This is a genomic window from Streptomyces sp. McG3, assembly GCF_018619185.1.
Lineage (GTDB): Bacteria > Actinomycetota > Actinomycetes > Streptomycetales > Streptomycetaceae > Streptomyces.
On record NZ_JAAXYC010000154.1, the window covers coordinates 1 to 17,994 of the forward strand.

Consider the following 17,994-nt stretch of genomic DNA (forward strand, 5'->3'; position numbering starts at 1 on the left):
AGAGGTGTATAAGAGACAGTCCCGCAGCTCGTCCGTCTCCAGGAAGCTCTGCCGCCCCTGCCGGTCACCGACCGTCCCCGAGGGCAGCGCGATCACCCCGGGCCGCTCCTCGTGATGCTTGCTCGTGATCTTCGCGACCAGCGCCGTGCGCCCCCGGCCCCGCCCCCGTAGCGAGATCACCAGGCACGGCCGGTCCTTCGACCCCGGCCCGTCCTCGTACGGCACATCGGCCCACCACACCTCACCGGCCCGGGGCGTACGCCCGTCCCCACGCCCTCCCGGGCCCGAAGGCCGCGACGGCCGGGACGGCGGCCGGGTCGACCCCACCGGCTGCCGGGGCCGGCGCGAGCGGGGACCGCGGTCCGAGCGCCCCCGGCCGTCCACCACCGCCGCCACGAGCGCGAGCAGAACCACGGCGACCAGCGCCACCCACCAGAACGTGTTCATCCCCCGACCGTACCGGCGGCCGGAACGGGCACGCCCGGGCAGTCGGTGGGCGCGCTTCCATCGAACCGGTGACAGAGCAGGTGAGTTCCCCCACAACGGAGGGCAGCGGAGGAGCGACGCGGAGTTTCGCGCCTTACGCTCGACAAACCGCAGAACCCATTCCGCAGGCGCCGTACGAAGCCCCGGCGGAATCGCACGAACCCTCCCCGTTCCCGCGTACCGGAGGTTCACGCTCCATGAAGCTCACCGTCGTCGGCTGCTCCGGCTCGTTCCCCTCCACGGGTTCGGCATGCTCGAGCTACCTCGTAGAGGCCGACGGCTTCCGGCTGCTCCTCGACATGGGCAACGGCGCCCTCGGCGAGCTGCAGCGCCACGTCGGTCTCTACGACCTCGACGCGATCTTCCTCAGCCATCTGCACGCCGACCACTGCATCGACATGTGCGCGTATTTCGTCGTGCGCTACTACCGCCACGACGGCGCCCGCCCCGTTCCTCTCCCGGTCTACGGGCCCGAGGGCACCGAGCAGCGTCTGACCGCCGCCCACGGGGACACCCCGTCCGACCGGGCGATGAGCGAGGTCTTCGACTTCCACACCCTCAAGTCCCAGTCCTTCGATATCGGCCCCTTCTCGGTCCGTACGGAGAAGCTCTGCCACCCCGTCGACACCTTCGGCATCCGGATCGAGCACGGCGGTTCCGTCCTCGCCTACTCCGGCGACACGGGGACCTGCGACGCCCTGGAGGACCTGGCGCGGGACGCGGACCTGTTCCTCTGCGAGGCGTCGTTCGTCGACGGCAAGGAGGACATCCCGGACCTGCACCTCAACGGCCGCGAGGCCGGCGAGGCGGCGGCCCGCGCCGGAGCGCGCCGGCTCGTCCTCACCCACATCCCGCCGTGGACCGACGCCGACCGCAACGCCGCCGACGCCCGTGCGGTCTACCCGGGCCCGGTGGAACTGGCGGCCCCGGGCGCGGTGTACGAGATCTGAGCCCCGCGGGCGGCGGGCGGCCCGGTTGCGCGGGACGCGCCAGCGGCCCAGGGCCGCTCTGCGAGACTGCTCGGATGATCACGATCAGACCCGCACGGGACGCCGACCTCGACGGCTTCCTGACCCTGGCGTCCCAGGTCGAGCACTGGTTCGGGCCGATGGTCGAGGAGCCGGGATTCCACCGCGCCGTGGAAGCCCACATCCGGAACGGGGCGGCACTGGTCGCCGAGTCCGCCGACACGTCCGGCCCCGTCGGCGGCCTGCTGTTCGGCGCCGAACCGCCCACGTACCACGTGCACTGGCTCGTCACCTCCGAACACCGCCGCGGCGCGGGCGTGGGCCGGCTGCTGATGGCGGAGGCGATGCGCCGCTACGTCACCGGGCCCGGCACCGTCGAGGTGATCACCTTCGGGCCCGACCACCCCGGAGCGGTGGAGAGCGGGGCCCGCGTCTTCTACGAGCGGCTCGGGTTCCGCCCCGGCGAGGCGGCAGAACCGGGACCGGAAGGCGGCTCCCGCCAGCTCTACCGGCTGGACGTGCCCGTACGCCAGGTGTGACGCGACCGTACGTACGACAGGAACGTACGCCGAAGCCCCCGCTCCCGAAAGACGTCTTCGGGAAGCGGGGGCTTCGGCGTACGGGCGTGGCGGAGGCTACTTCGCCTCGGCCTTCTGGAGCTCGGCGAGCTCCTCGTCCGACTCCCGGCCCGGGGTCGGGAGGTTGAACTTGGTGATCGCGAAACGGAAGATCGCGTAGTAGACCACCGCGAAGCAGAGGCCGACCAGAACCAGCAGCCAGGGCTTCGACGCGATGCCGAGGTTCAGCAGGAAGTCGACCAGACCGGCCGAGAAGCCGAAGCCGTCCTTCATTCCGAGCGCCCAGGTCAGGGCCATCGACACACCGGTCAGTACCGCGTGGATCGCGTACAGCACCGGGGCGATGAACATGAAGGTGAACTCGATCGGCTCGGTCACGCCGGTGACGAACGAGGTGAGCGCGAGGGAGAACATCATGCCGCCGACGACCTTGCGGCGCTCGGGGCGGGCGCAGTGGACGATCGCGAGGCAGGCCGCCGGGAGGGCGAACATCATGATCGGGAAGAAGCCGGTCATGAACTGTCCGGCCGTGGGGTCGCCCTCCAGGAAGCGGGCGATGTCGCCGTTCTTGCCGTTGTACTCGCCCGCCTGGAACCACGGGAAGGAGTTCAGCAGGTGGTGCATGCCGACCGGGATCAGCGCACGGTTGGCGACACCGAAGATGCCCGCGCCGACCGCGCCGGAACCGACGAGCCACTCACCGAAGTTGTGCAGACCCGAGCCGAGGACCGGCCAGATCAGACCGAAGGCGATGCCGATGACCAGACCCGCGAAGGCCGAGAGGATCGGGACGAGGCGGCGGCCGCTGAAGAAGCCGGCCCAGTCGGGCAGCTTCGTCCGGTAGAACTTCTGGTAGAGCAGAGCCACGACGATGCCCATCACGACACCGCCGAGGACCTTGGCGTCCACCGGCGCCTCGGTCATGACGATCTTGCCGTCGACGACCTTGGCGATCTTGTCCAGGTTCGGGTCCGTGAACGTGGCCAGCACCTTCTGGAAGACCAGGTAGCCGACGACGGCCGCGAGCGCGGTGGAGCCGTCCGACTTCTTGGCGAAGCCGATCGCGATGCCGACGGCGAACAGCAGCGCCATGTTGTCGAGGAGCGCGCCACCGCCGGCGCTCATGTAGCCGGCGAGCTTCGTGATGAAGGTCGGGAACGACTCGCGGCCCAGCATGTCGTCATTGCCGAGGCGGACCAGGAGTGCGGCGGCCGGCAGCACGGCGACCGGCAGCATGATGCTGCGGCCGATGCGCTGCATGACGGCCATCACGCCGGCGCCCCTCTTCTTCTCGGCCGCGGGTGCGGTCTCAGCCGTGGTCATCAACTTCCTCCATGGGACACGGTGCCGCCCAGGTCGTTGATGCGGGGAGGCGGCGACTCGACAGACGCCGGCAGACAGCCGTGGTCTGGACCACTCAGTGGTGTAGACCAGTTTTAGCACGGTGAGGGTTAGATAAGGAACCTGCAATTCCCTGCTTATTCGCAGTAGCAGATCCGGCACGTTAGGTGACATGCCGAAGGCCCCCGGACCAGGTGGTCCGGGGGCCTTGTACGTGCCGTCCGCGCGGGGCTCGAAACCTCGCGGTCCTGCTGTTCGGCGCTACTTGGTGAGGTCCTGCTCGATCTCCTTCTCGATCTCCTCCGGTTCGCGCCCGGGTGTCTTGAGATCGAACTTGGTGATCGCGAAACGGAAGACCACGTAGTAGATCACCGCGAAGCACGCGCCGATCGGGATGATCAGCCAGGGTTTCGTATCCAGATGCCAGTTGACGACGTAGTCGATCAACCCGGCCGAGAAGCTGAACCCCGCGTGCACCCCCAGCAGCCAGGTGATGCCCATCGACGCCCCGGTGAGCACCGCGTGCACGCCGTACAGCAGCGGCGCGACGAACATGAACGAGAACTCGATCGGCTCCGTCACGCCCGTGACGAACGAGGTCAGCGCCACCGAGACCATCAGGCCCCCCACCTCCTTGCGGCGCTCGGGCCGCGCGCAGTGGGTGATGGCCAGGGCGGCGGCCGGCAGGCCGAACATCATGATCGGGAAGAAGCCCGAGGTGAACTGGCCGGCCGACGGGTCCCCGGCGAAGAACCGGGAGATGTCGCCCTGCACGGTCTGGCCGTCACCCCCGGTGAACTCGCCCGCCTGGAACCAGAAGAACGTGTTCAGGAACTGGTGCATGCCGATCGGGATCAGCAGCCTGTTCGCGAAGCCGAAGATCGCCGCACCCCAGGAGCCGAGGTCGATCAGCTGCTTGGAGAACCAGGTCAGCCCGTCGCCCACCGGCTGCCACAGCAGACCGAACAACACGCCGAGGACCACGCAGAGGAACGCCATCAGGATCGGCACCAGGCGCCGCCCGTTGAAGAACCCGAGCCAGTCGACCAGCTTGGTGCGGTGATAGCGCTGCCAGACGACCGCGGTCAGCAGCCCGATCAGGATGCCGCCGAGCACACCGGGGTTCTGCGGCTCACCGTCGGGCAGAGCCTCCGTCACGGTGCCGTCGATGGGGAACGCGGTCAGCACCCCCCGGTAGACCAGGAAGCCGACGACGGCCGCCAGCGCGGTGGAGCCGTCCGCCTTCTTCGCGAAGCCGATGGCGACGCCGATGCAGAACAACAGGGGGAGGCCGAGTTCGCCGTCGAGGATCGCGCCGCCGCCGTTGAGCAGGACCTTGGAGGTCTTGTCCCAGAAGGCGCCGTCCAGGTACGAGCTGAAGAGGTTGCCGAGGCTGACGAGCAGGCCGGCGGCGGGGAGGACGGCCACCGGGAGCTGAAGGCTCCGCCCGACCTTCTGCAGGCCCTGGACCGGTCCGTTCCACCATTTTTGCTGCGGTACCGCAGCGGCGCTCGAACTCATGGGCGTCCTCCCGGAACACTTCACGTTTGGCGGTCGTTGCAAACTGGTGTAGACCAGTTGCGTCACGGTCCGGGGTCCGTACCGAAGGCAGGGCGCCGGTGATCGTCATCTTTCGGGATCGTCCGGTTACCCGCCCGTGAAGTTGGGCCAACCGTGCGTTACCGTGACGAAACGGACCCGCAGCGGGCGGCTGTCTGCGCGCGAAACCAGGGAGAAGGACATGGCCACCAAGGCTGAGAAGATCGTCGCCGGGCTCGGCGGTATCGACAACATCGACGAGATCGAAGGCTGCATCACCCGCCTCCGCACCGAGGTCCACGACCCCAGCAAGGTCGACGAAGCCGCCCTCAAGGCCGCCGGCGCCCACGGCGTCGTCAAGATGGGCACCGCGATCCAGGTCGTCATCGGCACCGACGCGGACCCCATCGCCGCCGACATCGAAGACATGATGTGACCGGCTGACCCCGCGCCGGAAACCGCAGGCCCCGTCCCCCGCCGGAGGACGGGGCCGCGCCATGCCCCGACGCCCCCGCGCACGCGGTCCGCGGAGGCCGCCACCGTAGGTCCGCGGAGGCCGCCACCGCAGGTCTGCGGAGGCGGCGACCGCACCCGAACGGAGCCACCCCCGCCACCGGATAAAGTCGGGCCCATGTCTCGCATCGACGGCCGCACCCCCGAACAGCTCCGCCCCGTCACCATCGAACGCGGCTGGAGCAAGCACGCCGAGGGCTCAGTCCTCATCTCCTTCGGCGACACCAAAGTCTTCTGCACCGCCTCCGTCACCGAAGGCGTCCCGCGCTGGCGCAAGGGCAGCGGCGAAGGCTGGGTCACCGCCGAGTACTCCATGCTGCCCCGCTCCACCAACACCCGCGGCGACCGCGAGGCCGTACGCGGCAAGATCGGCGGACGCACCCACGAGATCAGCCGCCTGATCGGCCGTTCGCTGCGCGCCGTCATCGACTACAAGGCCCTCGGCGAGAACACCATCGTCCTGGACTGCGACGTCCTCCAGGCCGACGGCGGCACCCGCACGGCCGCCATCACCGGCGCCTACGTCGCCCTCGCCGACGCCGTCGCCTGGGCCCAGGGCAAGAAGATCGTCAAGGCCGGCCGCAAGCCGCTCACCGACACCGTCGCCGCCATCAGCGTCGGCATCGTCGACGGCACCCCGCTCCTCGACCTCTGCTACGAGGAGGACGTCCGCGCCGAGACCGACATGAACGTCGTCTGCACCGGGGACGGCCGCTTCGTCGAGGTCCAGGGCACCGCCGAGGGGGCACCCTTCGACCGCAAGGAACTCGGCGCGCTCCTCGACCTCGCCACCGCCGGCTGCGTCGACCTCGCCGCACTCCAGCGCGACGCACTCGCCCGCACCCAGGACGCGTAGCGACCCACCCTCCGCGGGTAAAGAAGCAACCAAATACGCACCACAGAGCGTCGTTACGGATACGGGCGCACGGGTCGAACCGTGCGTCCGTCCACGTAACGATCCCCGGGGAGGGACCGAACCATGGCTTCGCGCCGCCACCAACGCCTCGCACTCGCCACCGCCGCCACCCTGTTGACGCTGACCACGGCCGCGGGCTGCGCCGGTCTCGACAAGGCGCTCGACTGCGTCCGCACCGCCGACGCCATCGCCACCAGCGTCGGCAACCTCCAGAAGGCCGTCTCCAACGCCTCCGAGGACATCACCCAGGCCTCCGAGTCCCTGGACGAGATCGACCGCGAGCTGAAGAAGCTCGACGACTCCACGGACAACGCCGACCTCTCCAAGGCCGTCGACGACCTCCAGGCGGGCGTCACGGGTGTCCGCAAGTCCATCGAGGGCGGCGACGCCACCCCTGACATCACCCCGGTGACGGACGCTGCGACGGAGATCGGCAAGGTCTGCAGCCCCTGATCCCCGGAGCGGGACGGGGCGGAGGCGCGACCGGCCCGCCCCGCCCGTCACCCCGGCGGCGATAATCGCCCCATGAAGCGCCTGATCCTCGCCACCCGCAACGCCGGGAAAATCACCGAACTCCACGCCATCCTCGCCGACGCGGGCCTCGACCTCGACCTCGTCGGCGCGGACGCGTACCCCGACATCCCCGACGTCAAGGAGACCGGCGTCACCTTCGCCGAGAACGCGCTCCTCAAGGCCCACGCCCTGGCGAGCGCCACCGGCCTCCCGGCCGTCGCCGACGACTCGGGCCTCTGCGTGGACGTCCTCGGCGGCGCCCCCGGCATCTTCTCGGCCCGCTGGTCCGGCACCCACGGCGACGACGCGGCCAACCTGAACCTGCTCCTGGCCCAGCTCGGAGACATCGCCGACGAACACCGCGGCGCCTACTTCGCCTGCGCCGCCGCCCTTGCCCTCCCCGACGGCACGGAACGCGTGGTCGAGGGCCGCCTGAACGGCACCCTGCGCCACACCCCGTCCGGCACGGGCGGCTTCGGCTACGACCCGATCCTCCAGCCGGAGGGCGAAACCCGCACCTGCGCGGAGCTGACCCCGGCGGAGAAGAACGCGATCAGCCACCGGGGGAAGGCGTTCCGGGCGCTGGTGCCGGTGGTGCGGGAGTTGGCGGGGTGAGGCAGTGACAGAAACGGCCTGCGAACCAGTCTTCGGTTCGCAGGCCGTTCTCGGTGCGGCGGAAGGGATTCGAACCCTCAAGCCGTTTCACGGGCCACAGATCCTAAGTCTGCTGTGTCGCCAGTTGCACCACCGCCGCCAGACGCATGTCATCGTACCGGGCGGGTGGCGGTGCCGATGAGCGAGTTTCACGGATGTGTGAGCCGGCGTGCTCCCCCTCGGCACCAGGTGGTGGTGACGGCGTGGCAGTTCGGGCACAGCAGCCGAAGGTTCTCGGCGCGGTCATCACTCCGGTCCCCATTGATGTGGTCGATCTCCAGGGTCATGGGAGAGCCACACCAGACAGGCTCGGTCCCGCATGCGTCGCATTGCTCGGGTACGCCGATCTCGTGCAGGGACCGGCGTAACAGTGCGGTCTTCGTGCGATGCCTGCCAGGGTGTCTCACCAGCAATTCCTCGGGGCGTCTGGCGGGGGTCGGGCCCGGTCGGCCACGCTGGTGAGCCTGGCCGAGGAAGTGCGAGGTCGACAGGCCCTCTTCGGCGATCCACTGCCGTAGAAGGTTTCGTTGGTGCCCGTTCTCGCGGCGTCCGAGTTCGCGGAGCAGTGCCGCGAGGGAGCGTGAGGACGCCACGGCCTCACGGAGTCTGTCCTGCGAGGGGCGTGAAGCGATGGTGTCCGAGCCACAGCGGCTGAAATGAGAGACATCGATTCCGAAGTGGGCGAACCTTCTCAGCAGATGGCGGTGGAGCTGCGCGTAGGGGCGAGTGCCCAGGTGTGAGATGACTTCGCCGATGTCCGAGCAGCGCTCTGCGGCCTCGACCAGCCGCTCGCGGGTGTACAGCTGCCGCTGGTTCACGGGCTGCCACCCTGCCCGGCACGGCGGCCCTTGGCCCGGCCGCGATAGTTGTCCGTCGCCGAATGGCAGTTGGGACAGAGGAGCCGCAGATTCTCCAGGCGGTTGTCGCTCCACGTGCCGTTGATGTGGTCCACCTCCAGTGGGAGCGGCCGACCACGCCAGAGCGGTTCTGTTCCGCATCGGGCGCAGCGTTCCTCCACGCCGAGCGCTGCCATGGCGACCTTGAGGCGAGAGCTGGGGATGCGGCGAGGGTGTGGTCGGCGGTCATCCACCAGCAGGTCCTTGGGTGCAAGCCGACGCTGCTTCGTCCCGGCACGCGGCGGCCGGGCGAAGTGCGAGGTGTCGATGCCGTACGCCTTGATGCGCCTGCTGATGTTGCTGTGGTGACCCCCGACGGCCTCCAGTCCGAGACGGCGCAGCACCTCATAGACGCTCGCTGACGCGGCGACCACGGGCTCCAGGATGTCTTTGGTCCAGCGGGCGCCCTCTCGCTCGAAATGCTCCGTGGCTATGCCCATCCTCTTCATGCGTTCACGGACGTACCGCCGTGTCGGACTCTTCGGATCCACCCCCATCTTCGTCAGCGCCTCCGAGAGCGTCCGCGACGACGACGCCGCCTCCGCCAGCCGCTCCCGTGTGTACGGGCTGTTCCCCATGTGCTGCCCCTCCGTCCCGGCCGCGCGTTCGCGGCCTCGTACGGAGTAACGAACCGTTTATCGGACAGTCACGCCCGAAAATCGGGGAGGACGCGGAACGGCCCGTACCGCTCGCATCGAGCGGTACGGGCCGTCCCACCGAGGGGGCCGGAAGGGGCCGGGGTCAGAACTTCGGCTCCGGCGCCTGTGCCTGGACCAGTTCCGCCGCCTCCTCGTCCGTCTCGACCGACGGTGGGGAGCCGATCAGCGGCTGCTGGGCCGTCTCCTTCATGCAGGCGACCGCGATCAGGCCGACCAGGGCCGCCGCCATCGCGTAGTACGCGGGCATCAGGTTGGAGCCGGTCCAGCTGATCAGGGCCGTGATCACCAGCGGGGTCGTGCCGCCGAAGATCGACGCGGAGAGGTTGTAGCCGACGGACAGGGACCCGTAGCGGACGTTCGTCGGGAACAGGGCCGGGAGCGCCGCCGACATCGTGCCGAGCATGCAGACCAGGGAGAGGCCCAGCATCAGCATGCCGATGGTGATCGGGAGGATGCCGTCCACCCGGATGAGGAGGAACGCGGGGAGGGAGAGGAAGAGGAAGCCGAGCATCCCGGCCATCAGCAGCGGTTTGCGGCCGAAGCGGTCGGACAGTTTGCCGACCTGGCTGATGATCGTCATCAGGAACAGCATCACCGCCAGCAGGATCAGCAGGCCGTGGGTCTCGCTGTAGCCGAGCTCGTCGGAGAGGTACGTCGGCATGTACGACAGCAGCATGTAGTCGGTGATGTTGTACGCGCCGACCAGGCAGATGCAGAGGATCAGCGTCGGCCAGTACTGCCGGAAGATCTTCGCGAGGTCGCCCTTGGCCGTGGACTCGACGCCGTCCGCCGCCTCGCTCGCGTGTGCCGTGCCGCCCTCCAGCTTCTGGAAGGCCGGGGTCTCGTCCAGGCGCAGTCGCAGGTAGAGGCCGACCAGGCCCAGCGGGCCCGCGACGAGGAACGGGATCCTCCACCCCCAGGCCTCCATCTGCGCGTCGGTCAGGAGGGCGTACAGGGCCGTCACGAGGCCTGCGGCGCCGACGTAGCCGGCCAGGGTGCCGAACTCCAGGAAGCTGCCGAAGAAGCCGCGTCGTTTGTCGGGGGCGTACTCGGCGATGAACGTCGAGGCGCCGCCGTACTCACCGCCCGTCGAGAAGCCCTGGAGCATCCGGAAGAAGATCAGCAGGACCGCGGCCCAGACGCCGATCGTGTCGTGCGAGGGGATCAGGCCGATCGCGAACGTGCCGACGGCCATCAGGATCATCGTCAGCGCGAGGACCTTCTTGCGGCCGACCTTGTCGCCCATCGGGCCGAAGAACATGCCGCCGAGCGGCCGTACGAGGAAGGCCACCGCGAAGGTCGCGAAGGAGGAGAGGAGCTGCGTGGTCTCGTTCCCGGACGGGAAGAAGACCTGCCCGATCGTCACGGCCAGGTAGGAGTAGATCCCGAAGTCGAACCACTCCATGGCGTTGCCCAGGGAGGCGGCCTTCACGGCCCGCTTGACCGCCGCGTCGTCCGTAACTGTGATGTCCGTCCGGCGCAGCCGCGGGTTCCGCCGTTTCCGGATGGCCCGGAAGAGCGTGGGGTGGCGCTTGACCGCTTCGGGGTCGGCCGCCTGGTGGGGGTCGGGGGCCGCCATGGCCGGGTCCTTTCCTCGGAGTGTGTTCCAGGAAAAGCTTCTGCGCAGTCATGGCGGTCGCAAACCGACTTCGTGGGCCGATGCGATCTCCCTCACATGATCTGAACACGTTCTCCGGACTGCCGCCGGTCGGAATCGCCGTAATTGCCGGAATCATGTGAGGGGTGGCCCGGGGCCGGCGCCCCGGGCGGCGGACGTCAGATGCCCAGATCCCTGATGATCTTCGCGACGTGGCCGGTCGCCTTCACGTTGTAGAAAGCGTGCTCGATCTTGCCGTCCTCGTCGACGACGACGGTGGAACGGATCACGCCCGTCACCACTTTGCCGTAGAGCTTCTTCTCGCCGAAGGCGCCGTAGGCCTCCAAAGTTTCCTTGGCCGGGTCGCCCACCAGGGTGACCTTGAGGTTCTCCGTGTCGCGGAACTTCGCGAGCTTCTCCGGCTTGTCGGGGGAGACGCCGATGACGTCGTACCCGGCGCTCGTCAGGAGGTCGAGGTTGTCCGTGAAGTCGCAGGCCTGCTTGGTGCATCCGGGGGTAAGCGCGGCGGGGTAGAAGTACACGATGACCTTGCGGCCCTTGTGGTCCGCGAGCGAGACCTCGTTGCCGTCGGCGTCGGGAAGGGTGAAGGCGGGAGCGGTGTCGCCGGGCTTCAGTCGCTCGCTCATGTGGTTCTCCTCGGGTGGTGCGCGGGTCGGACGGGACCGAGGGTAATAGGGGTGCCGCCGGGTGTGCGGGGGTTCGAGCTGACAGACTGTCGATGAAGGTTCAGACGAAGGTTTACCGGACGACGACCACGGAGGCGGCGCAGTGTCGGATGCCAGGACCCCTGCGCAGATCGAGGCGGACATCATCAGCAGGCGCGAGCAGCTCGCTGTGGTGCTCGACGAGATCGGGGTGCGGGTACACCCGAAGACGATCATCGGAGACGCCAAGGCGAAGGCGGCCCAGTCCGTGGACCGGACGGCCGGCCGTGCCTTCGTCGCGGTGAACCGCTCGGTGTCGGAGGTGAAGGCGCAGTTCGTCGCGGAGGACGGCTCCCCGCGGTTGGAGCGGGTGATTCCCGTGGCTCTGCTGGTGGTCGGTGTGGTGGGGCTCCTCACCGTGTCCGGGCGTCGCCGCAAGTGACCGGCGGCGGTCGGTGCGCGTCCGGTGGCGTTCGGCACCCGGAGGCGTACGGCCCGGGGCCCGGCAGGTAGGTTGCGGGCGTGAGCGACAACACCCACGAGGGCCATCGCGGCGCCACCGGCTCCGCCGACGACGACAAGTTGCCCATCCGGATGCTGCACGACCGGGTGCTGGTGCGGAACGACGCGTCCGAGGGTGAGCGGCGCTCCGGCGGCGGCATCCTGATTCCGGCGACGGCCGCGGTGGGCCGGCGCCTCGCCTGGGCCGTCGTCGTCGCGGTCGGTCAGAACGTGCGGACGGTGGAGCCCGGCGACCGGGTGCTGTACGACCCCGAGGACCGTGCCGAGGTCGAGGTGCGGGGCGTGGCGTACGTCCTGATGCGGGAGCGCGATCTGCACGCGGTGGCCGCCGACCGGTTCGAGGGTTCGGTGGATTCGACCGGGTTGTATCTGTAGGACCCGGTGCGGTTCGGGGCCTGCCGTTCGGGACCCGGTGCTGTTCAGGGCCTGGTGACCGGTGTCACCAGGCCCTTTCTCTGTTTTTTGCTACGTTGGGACCACCCCGACGAGACGCGCCGTACCGGGCCGGTAAAGACGACGCACCCGTTTCTGTTCACGTGGTTCGTCGTCGGAGGTGCCAGTCATGGCGTGGGTTCTGTTGATCATTGCCGGTGTGATCGAAGTGGGCTGGTCGATCGGGATGAAGTACACCGAGGGGTTCACCCGGCTGTGGCCGAGCGTGTTCACCGGCCTCGGGATCGTGGCGAGCATGGTGTTGCTGTCCCATGCGGCGAAGACGCTGCCGATCGGTACGGCGTACGGGGTGTGGGTCGGTATCGGTGCGGCCGGTGCGGCGATCGTGGGCATGGTCGCGCTGAACGAGCCGGCGACCGCTGCCCGGATCTTCTTCGTCTGTCTGCTGCTGGTGGCCGTGGTCGGCCTGAAGGCGACCTCCGGGCACTGACGTACGGGCCTCCTGTGGGCCCCGGTCACAGCGGGCGGTCGCCGGAGGGGGCGGGCCCGCGAACGCCCTCGATGAGGCCTCAGCCGGTCCCGCTGTCCCCGTTCCCTCCGCTGTCGCCGTCCCCGCCGGTGCCGCCGGTGCTCCCTGTTTCTCCGGAGCCGCCGTCGGCGCCGGCGGTGCCGTTCGTCCCGCTGTTCGCTCCGCCGTCCGTGCCGCCCGTCCCGCCGGTGTCCGTGCCGGACGTGGGCGGGCTGCTGCGGGCCGGGTCGCTCTCCGTGGTGCCGGAGGGGCCGGTGGTGGGTTCCGACGAGGAGGACGGGTCCGTGCTGCCGTCGGGGTCCTCGTCGAGCGGGGGTTCGTCCTCCTCGTCGGAGCCGGGTGCCGTCTCCAGGTCGAACTCCTGGACCGGGGAGGAGCGCAGCGCCGCCTCCGTGTAGGCGGCCCAGGTCTCGGCCGGGGCGCCGCCGCCGTTGACGCGGGGCAGGCCGAGGGCTCCGTACAGCGGGGTCTGGGCGCCCGTGTCCGGGTTCTGGCCCATCACGGCGACGACGGTCGCGAGGTCCGGGGTGTACCCGGCGAACCAGGCGGCCCGGTCCTCCTCCGCGGTGCCGGTCTTGCCCACGGCGGGGCGGCCCACGGCCTGGGCCGCCGTGCCGGTGCCGCCCTCCACGACGCTGCGCAGCACGGCGGTGGTGGTGTCGGCGGCCTCGCGGCTGACGGCCTGGTCGGTCGTGCGCTCGGGCAGTTCGATCTCCGCGCCGTCCTTGGTGACCTTCTCGACGAGGACGTGCCGGCCGTGCCGGCCGTGGTCGGCGAGGGTGGCGTACGCCTCGGTCATGTCCAGGACGCTGGCGTTGGCGGTGCCGAGCGCGATGGAGGGGGAGGCGGTGAGGTCGGGGGTGTCGGCGGGGATGCCGAGGGCGACCGCGGTGTCCCGGACCTTTCCGGGGCCGACGTCCTGGGCCATCTGCGCGTAGACGGAGTTGACGGACTTGTCGGTGGCGGTGCGCACGGTGATGTCGCCGTAGTCGACGTCGTCCTCGTTGGCGGGGGAGTAGTCGGTGGGGCCCTGCACGCCGACGACCATGCGTTTGTTGGCGCCGTCGTAGACGGTGTTGGGCGTGATGCGTTCGCCGTCCTGGGTGGTGGAGTCGTTGACGACGGCGGAGGTGAGGACGAACGGTTTGAAGACGGAGCCGACCTGGTAGTCGCGGCGGGTCGCGTTGCTGACGTACTGCTTCGTGTAGTCGATGCCGCCGTACAGGGCGACGACCTCGCCGGTGGCGGGGACGATCGAGGCCCCGCCGACGCGAACGTTGCGGTCGGCCTTGCGTTCGGCGCTGGTCCTGGACGTCACGTTGGTGTCGACGGCCTTGACGAAGGCGTCCTGTTTGGCCTTGTCGAGGGTCGTGGTGATGCGGTAGCCGCCGGTGGCGAGGGTCTTCTCGTCGAGGATGCCGCGCCGGTCGAGGTGGTCCCCGACGGCCTGCACGATGTAGCCGCGCTGTCCCGAGAGCCCGGTCGACGGTCTGGCCTCGCCGGGGGTGGGGAACTTCGTCGTCGCCCGTTCGGCCGCATCGAGCCAGCGCTCCTTGACCATGCCGTCCAGGACGTAGTTCCAGCGGTCCCGGGCGGCGGGTTCGTTGTCGGGGTGGGCGACGACGTCGTAGGCGCTGGGGGCGTTCAGGAGGGAGGCGAGGTAGGCGCCCTCGGCGGTGGTGAGGTCCTCGACGTTCTTGCCGTAGTACGCCTGGGCGGCGGCCTGGATGCCGTAGGCGTTGCGCCCGAAGTAGCTGGTGTTGAGGTAGCCCTCGAAGATCTGGTCCTTGGTCTCCTCCCGGTTGAGCTTGACCGCGATGAAGAACTCCTTGGCCTTGCGCAGGACGGTCCGCTCCTGGCCGAGGTAGTAGTTCTTCACGTACTGCTGGGTGATCGTCGAGCCGCCCTGCTTGCCCTTGCCGGTCACGGTGTTCCAGCCGGCCCGGACCATCGCCTTCACGTCCACGGCGCGATCGGAGTAGAAGTCCCGGTCCTCGGCGGCCAGTACGGCGTGCTGGACGGTCGCGGGGACCTGGGAGAGCCTGACCTTCTCCCGGTTCACGTCGCCGTCCCGGGCGATGACGCTGCCGTCGCTGTAGAGGTAGACGTTGGACTGGGCGGTGGCCGCGGCGTTGGCGGCCGGGATGTCGACGAACTGGTATCCGGCGACGAATCCGCCGATGAGGAGGAGGGCGAGGCCGAGGACGGTGCCGAGGGTCATCCGCCAGGTGGGGATGACACGCCGCCAGCCGGTGCGCCGCTGCCTGCCGTTCTTCCGGTTCTTCCGGTTCTTCCCGCTGTTCCCCGGCGGCTCTCCCCGGTGGTTCCCGGGTACGGCCGCCGCGCCCGAGGGGTCGCGGGGGGCCCAGTGCTGTGACTCGTCGCTCATGTCCGTGGGGCTCCTCGGGCGTGGTCAGTTCTCCCATAGTGCCCGTTTCGCCCGAAAACCTTCGGTTCTCCTTGGTTCGTTCCCTCCACCGGTCGTCACCGCCGCCCCGAAAACACGGTCGCGGGGGCCGGGGCGCCTGCACTAGGCTCGTGCGCTTTGGTGTCGGGAGCCGGTGGTGGCGGGGGAGAGGGGACGACGTGCGGCTCTATGCGGTGGTGGCGGGGGGTGCGTTCCGGCGCTACGCCACCTACCGGACGGCTACGGCCGCGGGGGTGTTCACCAACACGGTCTTCGGCTTCATCGTGGCGTACACCTACATCGCCCTGTGGGACGCACGTCCGCAGCTCGGCGGGTACGACACGTCCCAGGCGCTGACCTACGTGTGGCTCGGGCAGGCCCTGCTGATGGCCTGCGCCATGATGGGCGGCGGTTTCGAGGACGAGTTGGCGGAGCGTATCCGTACGGGGGACATCGCCATCGACCTGTACCGTCCGGTCGACCTCCAGCTGTGGTGGCTGGCGGGGGACCTGGGCCGGGCGGCGTTCCATCTGCTGGGGCGTGGTGTCGTACCGATGTTCCTGGGGGCGCTCGCCTTCGATCTGGCGCTCCCGGGATCGCTGTGGACCTGGCCGGCGTTCTTCGTCTCGGTGTTCCTGGGTGTGGTGGTCAGCTTCGCGCTGCGCTATCTGGTCGCGATGTCGGCGTTCTGGCTGATGGACGGGGCGGGCGCGATGCGGATCGTGTCGCTGGCCGGGCTCTTCTTCTCCGGGATGCTGCTGCCGCTGAACCTGTTCCCCGGGCTGCTGGGGGAGGTGGCGCGGATGCTGCCGTGGTCCTCGCTGCTCCAGGTCCCGGCCGATGTGTTCCTCGGCAAGCACACGGGGTGGGGGCTGGTGGAGGCGTACGCGTTCCAGGGCGGCTGGGCGGTGGTGCTGCTGCTGGCGGGCCGTCTGCTGCAGACCGCGGCGACCAGGAGGGTGGTGGTGCAGGGTGGCTGAGAGCGCGGTGCGGACGGACGGGAAGGGCCGGGCGGAAGCGGAGCGCCGGGCGGCGGAGGCCTTCCCGTTCCCGGAGCGGCCCCGGCTGCTGGAGGGCGTCCGGGCGTACGGGCTGATCATGGCCATGTGGGTGCGCTCGACGATGGCCTACCGGGCCTCGTTCGCCATGACGGTGTTCGGGGACTTCGCGGTGACGGCCTTCGACTTCGTGACGATCATGCTGATGTTCACGCACGTCGACGCGCTGGGCGGCTACACCCTGCCCGAGATCGCCCTGCTGTACGGGCTGTCGGCCACCGCGTTCGGGCTGTGCGATCTGCTGCTGGGCTCGATGGACCGGGTGGGCCGCCGGGTCCGGGACGGGACGCTCGACACCCTGCTGGTGCGGCCGGTCCCGGTGCTGGCGCAGGTCGCGGCGGACCGGTTCGCGCTGCGCCGGCTGGGGCGGATCACGCAGGGGCTGCTGGTCCTCGGCTACGCGCTGGTCTCCCTGGACATCGCGTGGACGCCGCTGAAGGTGCTGATGCTGCCGATGATGGTGGTGAGCGGTGCGGCGATCTTCGGGGCGATCTTCGTCGCGGGGGCGGCGTTCCAGTTCGTCGCGCAGGACGCCTCGGAGGTGCAGAACTCCTTCACGTACGGCGGGACGACGCTGCTCCAGTACCCGCCCACGATCTTCGCGAAGGACCTCGTGCGCGGGGTGACGTTCGTGGTGCCGCTGGCCTTCGTCAGCTGGCTGCCCGCGCTGTACGTGCTGGACCGGGAGTACCCGGTCGACCTGCCGGAGTGGGTGGCGTTCCTGCCGCCGCTGGTGGCGGTGGCCTGCTGGGCGCTGGCGGGGATCGCGTGGCGGGCGGGGCTGCGGGCGTACCGGAGCACGGGCAGTTGAGCGGGAATGATCACGGAGGAGGGTACGGGCATGGGTGAGGGCACGGGCACGGGCGTGGAGACGACCACGGCCAAAGGCACAGGCACGGCCACAGGCACAGGTGTGGGCACGAGCCCGGCCCCGGCCACGGGCGGGACCGGCGACGGCTTCATCACCCTCGACGGCGTCGAGAAGGTCTTCCAGGTCCGCCGCCGCACCGGAGTGCTGCGCCGCGAGCGCCGCGAGGTGCGGGCGGTGGACGGCATCAGCTTTCAGGTCGCCCGCGGCGAGATGGTCGGCTACATCGGCCCGAACGGGGCCGGGAAGTCGACCACGATCAAGATGCTGACGGGCATCCTCACCCCGAGCGGCGGCCGGCTGCGGGTCGCGGGCATCGACCCCTCCCGCGAACGTACGCGCCTGGCGCACCGCATCGGTGTCGTCTTCGGCCAGCGGACCACCCTCTGGTGGGACCTGCCGCTGCGCGACTCGTACCGGCTGATGCACCGCATGTACCGGATCCCCGACCGGCGTTACCGGGAGAACCTGGACCGCTGCGTCGAACTCCTCGATCTGGCAGAGCTGTTGGACGTGCCCGTACGGCAGCTCTCGCTGGGGCAGCGGATGCGCGGCGACATCGCGGCGGCGTTGCTGCACGATCCGGAGGTGCTCTATCTGGACGAGCCGACGATCGGCCTCGATGTGATCTCCAAGGCCAAGGTGCGGCAGTTCCTGAAGGAGTTGAACACCGAGCGCGGGACGACGGTCCTGCTGACGACGCACGACCTCACCGACATCGAGCAGTTGTGCAGCCGGGTGATGGTGATCGACCATGGCCGTCTGATGTACGACGGTTCGCTGGCGGGCCTCCACGAGGTGGGGGAGAGCGAACGCATGCTCGTGGTGGACCTGGAGAGCGAACTCCCCCCGATCGTCCTGGAGTCGGAGGGGGTGGGCGGCGGGCCGGCGC

General features: G+C 69.6%; 20 protein-coding genes, 1 tRNA gene and 1 riboswitch. Of the genes, 12 read left to right on the forward strand and 9 right to left on the reverse strand.

Annotated features, from left to right (window positions below):
• A partial coding sequence (locus tag HET64_RS23225) for a type II toxin-antitoxin system PemK/MazF family toxin (protein WP_215108542.1) occupies positions 1 to 447 on the reverse strand: 447 nt, incomplete at its 3' end.
• 236 nt (positions 448 to 683) lie between these two features.
• Here HET64_RS23225 and HET64_RS23230 point away from each other — a divergent pair.
• Complete coding sequence (locus HET64_RS23230) at positions 684 to 1,436, forward strand: MBL fold metallo-hydrolase (RefSeq protein ID WP_215108544.1); 753 nt, start codon at positions 684 to 686, stop codon at positions 1,434 to 1,436.
• A gap of 74 nt (positions 1,437 to 1,510) precedes the next feature.
• Positions 1,511 to 1,993 (forward strand): GNAT family N-acetyltransferase, encoded by a 483-nt coding sequence (locus HET64_RS23235; RefSeq protein WP_215108546.1) that lies wholly within the window; start codon positions 1,511 to 1,513, stop codon positions 1,991 to 1,993.
• 96 nt (positions 1,994 to 2,089) lie between these two features.
• On the opposite strand, the gene HET64_RS23240 is transcribed toward HET64_RS23235, so the two are convergent.
• Complete coding sequence (locus tag HET64_RS23240; protein WP_215108548.1) at positions 2,090 to 3,355, reverse strand: PTS transporter subunit EIIC; 1,266 nt, start codon at positions 3,353 to 3,355, stop codon at positions 2,090 to 2,092.
• A gap of 279 nt (positions 3,356 to 3,634) precedes the next feature.
• Complete coding sequence (locus HET64_RS23245) at positions 3,635 to 4,894, reverse strand: PTS transporter subunit EIIC (protein ID WP_215108550.1); 1,260 nt, start codon at positions 4,892 to 4,894, stop codon at positions 3,635 to 3,637.
• 190 nt (positions 4,895 to 5,084) lie between these two features.
• On the opposite strand from HET64_RS23245, the gene HET64_RS23250 reads away from it, so the two are divergent.
• The 4 genes from HET64_RS23250 to rdgB all read left to right on the forward strand — a co-directional run bounded on the left by HET64_RS23250 (position 5,085) and on the right by rdgB (position 7,469).
• Positions 5,085 to 5,348, forward strand: a complete 264-nt coding sequence (locus HET64_RS23250) for a PTS glucose/sucrose transporter subunit IIB (RefSeq protein ID WP_257138869.1) — start codon at positions 5,085 to 5,087, stop codon at positions 5,346 to 5,348.
• A gap of 195 nt (positions 5,349 to 5,543) precedes the next feature.
• Entirely contained in the window at positions 5,544 to 6,281 is a 738-nt protein-coding gene (gene rph, locus HET64_RS23255; protein WP_018958495.1) for a ribonuclease PH, read from the forward strand.
• A gap of 123 nt (positions 6,282 to 6,404) precedes the next feature.
• On the forward strand, positions 6,405 to 6,794 hold the full coding sequence (locus HET64_RS23260; protein ID WP_215108552.1) for a hypothetical protein: 390 nt from the start codon (positions 6,405 to 6,407) through the stop codon (positions 6,792 to 6,794).
• Positions 6,795 to 6,866: 72 nt separating this feature from the next.
• Complete coding sequence (gene rdgB, locus HET64_RS23265) at positions 6,867 to 7,469, forward strand: RdgB/HAM1 family non-canonical purine NTP pyrophosphatase (RefSeq protein ID WP_215108554.1); 603 nt, start codon at positions 6,867 to 6,869, stop codon at positions 7,467 to 7,469.
• Positions 7,470 to 7,523: 54 nt separating this feature from the next.
• Here the strand turns inward: rdgB and HET64_RS23270 are convergent.
• The 5 genes from HET64_RS23270 to bcp all read right to left on the reverse strand — a co-directional run bounded on the left by HET64_RS23270 (position 7,524) and on the right by bcp (position 11,307).
• Positions 7,524 to 7,608 (reverse strand) — tRNA-Leu (locus HET64_RS23270).
• A gap of 49 nt (positions 7,609 to 7,657) precedes the next feature.
• The gene (locus HET64_RS23275; RefSeq protein ID WP_215108555.1) at positions 7,658 to 8,326 is read right to left on the reverse strand and encodes an HNH endonuclease; all 669 of its coding nucleotides are present in this window, start codon (positions 8,324 to 8,326) and stop codon (positions 7,658 to 7,660) included.
• Positions 8,323 to 8,982 (reverse strand): HNH endonuclease, encoded by a 660-nt coding sequence (locus HET64_RS23280; RefSeq protein WP_215108557.1) that lies wholly within the window; start codon positions 8,980 to 8,982, stop codon positions 8,323 to 8,325. The genes HET64_RS23275 and HET64_RS23280 overlap by 4 nt, the downstream gene beginning before the upstream one ends.
• A gap of 163 nt (positions 8,983 to 9,145) precedes the next feature.
• Positions 9,146 to 10,642, reverse strand: a complete 1,497-nt coding sequence (gene proP, locus HET64_RS23285; RefSeq protein WP_215108559.1) for a glycine betaine/L-proline transporter ProP — start codon at positions 10,640 to 10,642, stop codon at positions 9,146 to 9,148.
• Between the two features lie 197 nt (positions 10,643 to 10,839).
• Positions 10,840 to 11,307 (reverse strand): thioredoxin-dependent thiol peroxidase, encoded by a 468-nt coding sequence (gene bcp, locus HET64_RS23290; RefSeq protein WP_069753813.1) that lies wholly within the window; start codon positions 11,305 to 11,307, stop codon positions 10,840 to 10,842.
• A 142-nt stretch (positions 11,308 to 11,449) separates the two neighbouring features.
• On the opposite strand from bcp, the gene HET64_RS23295 reads away from it, so the two are divergent.
• The 3 genes from HET64_RS23295 to HET64_RS23305 all read left to right on the forward strand — a co-directional run bounded on the left by HET64_RS23295 (position 11,450) and on the right by HET64_RS23305 (position 12,730).
• Positions 11,450 to 11,767 carry a DUF3618 domain-containing protein gene (locus HET64_RS23295; protein WP_215108561.1) on the forward strand — a complete coding sequence of 106 codons (318 nt, stop codon included), beginning with the start codon at positions 11,450 to 11,452 and terminating at the stop codon, positions 11,765 to 11,767.
• An 80-nt stretch (positions 11,768 to 11,847) separates the two neighbouring features.
• Positions 11,848 to 12,222, forward strand: a complete 375-nt coding sequence (locus HET64_RS23300) for a co-chaperone GroES (protein ID WP_007450657.1) — start codon at positions 11,848 to 11,850, stop codon at positions 12,220 to 12,222.
• Between the two features lie 84 nt (positions 12,223 to 12,306).
• Positions 12,307 to 12,370: riboswitch (guanidine-III (ykkC-III) riboswitch) on the forward strand.
• 39 nt (positions 12,371 to 12,409) lie between these two features.
• Positions 12,410 to 12,730 carry a multidrug efflux SMR transporter gene (locus HET64_RS23305; protein ID WP_215108563.1) on the forward strand — a complete coding sequence of 107 codons (321 nt, stop codon included), beginning with the start codon at positions 12,410 to 12,412 and terminating at the stop codon, positions 12,728 to 12,730.
• A 79-nt stretch (positions 12,731 to 12,809) separates the two neighbouring features.
• Here the strand turns inward: HET64_RS23305 and HET64_RS23310 are convergent, their stop codons facing one another.
• Complete coding sequence (locus tag HET64_RS23310; protein WP_215108565.1) at positions 12,810 to 15,158, reverse strand: transglycosylase domain-containing protein; 2,349 nt, start codon at positions 15,156 to 15,158, stop codon at positions 12,810 to 12,812.
• 197 nt (positions 15,159 to 15,355) lie between these two features.
• Here HET64_RS23310 and HET64_RS23315 point away from each other — a divergent pair, with 197 nt between their 5' ends.
• The 3 genes from HET64_RS23315 to HET64_RS23325 form a co-directional block, all read left to right on the forward strand.
• Entirely contained in the window at positions 15,356 to 16,156 is an 801-nt protein-coding gene (locus tag HET64_RS23315; RefSeq protein ID WP_215108567.1) for an ABC-2 family transporter protein, read from the forward strand.
• On the forward strand, positions 16,149 to 17,045 hold the full coding sequence (locus HET64_RS23320; protein ID WP_308370334.1) for an ABC transporter permease: 897 nt from the start codon (positions 16,149 to 16,151) through the stop codon (positions 17,043 to 17,045). Before HET64_RS23315 ends, HET64_RS23320 begins: the two co-directional genes overlap by 8 nt.
• A gap of 30 nt (positions 17,046 to 17,075) precedes the next feature.
• The coding region (locus tag HET64_RS23325; RefSeq protein WP_251145731.1) for an ATP-binding cassette domain-containing protein at positions 17,076 to 17,994 on the forward strand (919 nt) is incomplete at its 3' end.

Bases quoted from the DNA above. Each gene is read 5' to 3' on its own strand.
- HET64_RS23240 (WP_215108548.1), bottom strand. From the start codon at position 3,355: ATGACCACGGCTGAGACCGCACCCGCGGCCGAGAAGAAGAGGGGCGCC.
- bcp (WP_069753813.1), bottom strand. From the start codon at position 11,307: ATGAGCGAGCGACTGAAGCCCGGCGACACCGCTCCCGCCTTCACCCTT.
- HET64_RS23260 (WP_215108552.1), top strand. From the start codon at position 6,405: ATGGCTTCGCGCCGCCACCAACGCCTCGCACTCGCCACCGCCGCCACC.
- HET64_RS23305 (WP_215108563.1), top strand. From the start codon at position 12,410: ATGGCGTGGGTTCTGTTGATCATTGCCGGTGTGATCGAAGTGGGCTGG.
- HET64_RS23280 (WP_215108557.1), bottom strand. From the start codon at position 8,982: ATGGGGAACAGCCCGTACACACGGGAGCGGCTGGCGGAGGCGGCGTCG.
- rdgB (WP_215108554.1), top strand. From the start codon at position 6,867: ATGAAGCGCCTGATCCTCGCCACCCGCAACGCCGGGAAAATCACCGAA.
- HET64_RS23230 (WP_215108544.1), top strand. From the start codon at position 684: ATGAAGCTCACCGTCGTCGGCTGCTCCGGCTCGTTCCCCTCCACGGGT.
- rph (WP_018958495.1), top strand. From the start codon at position 5,544: ATGTCTCGCATCGACGGCCGCACCCCCGAACAGCTCCGCCCCGTCACC.
- HET64_RS23310 (WP_215108565.1), bottom strand. From the start codon at position 15,158: ATGAGCGACGAGTCACAGCACTGGGCCCCCCGCGACCCCTCGGGCGCG.
- HET64_RS23235 (WP_215108546.1), top strand. From the start codon at position 1,511: ATGATCACGATCAGACCCGCACGGGACGCCGACCTCGACGGCTTCCTG.
- HET64_RS23245 (WP_215108550.1), bottom strand. From the start codon at position 4,894: ATGAGTTCGAGCGCCGCTGCGGTACCGCAGCAAAAATGGTGGAACGGA.
- proP (WP_215108559.1), bottom strand. From the start codon at position 10,642: ATGGCGGCCCCCGACCCCCACCAGGCGGCCGACCCCGAAGCGGTCAAG.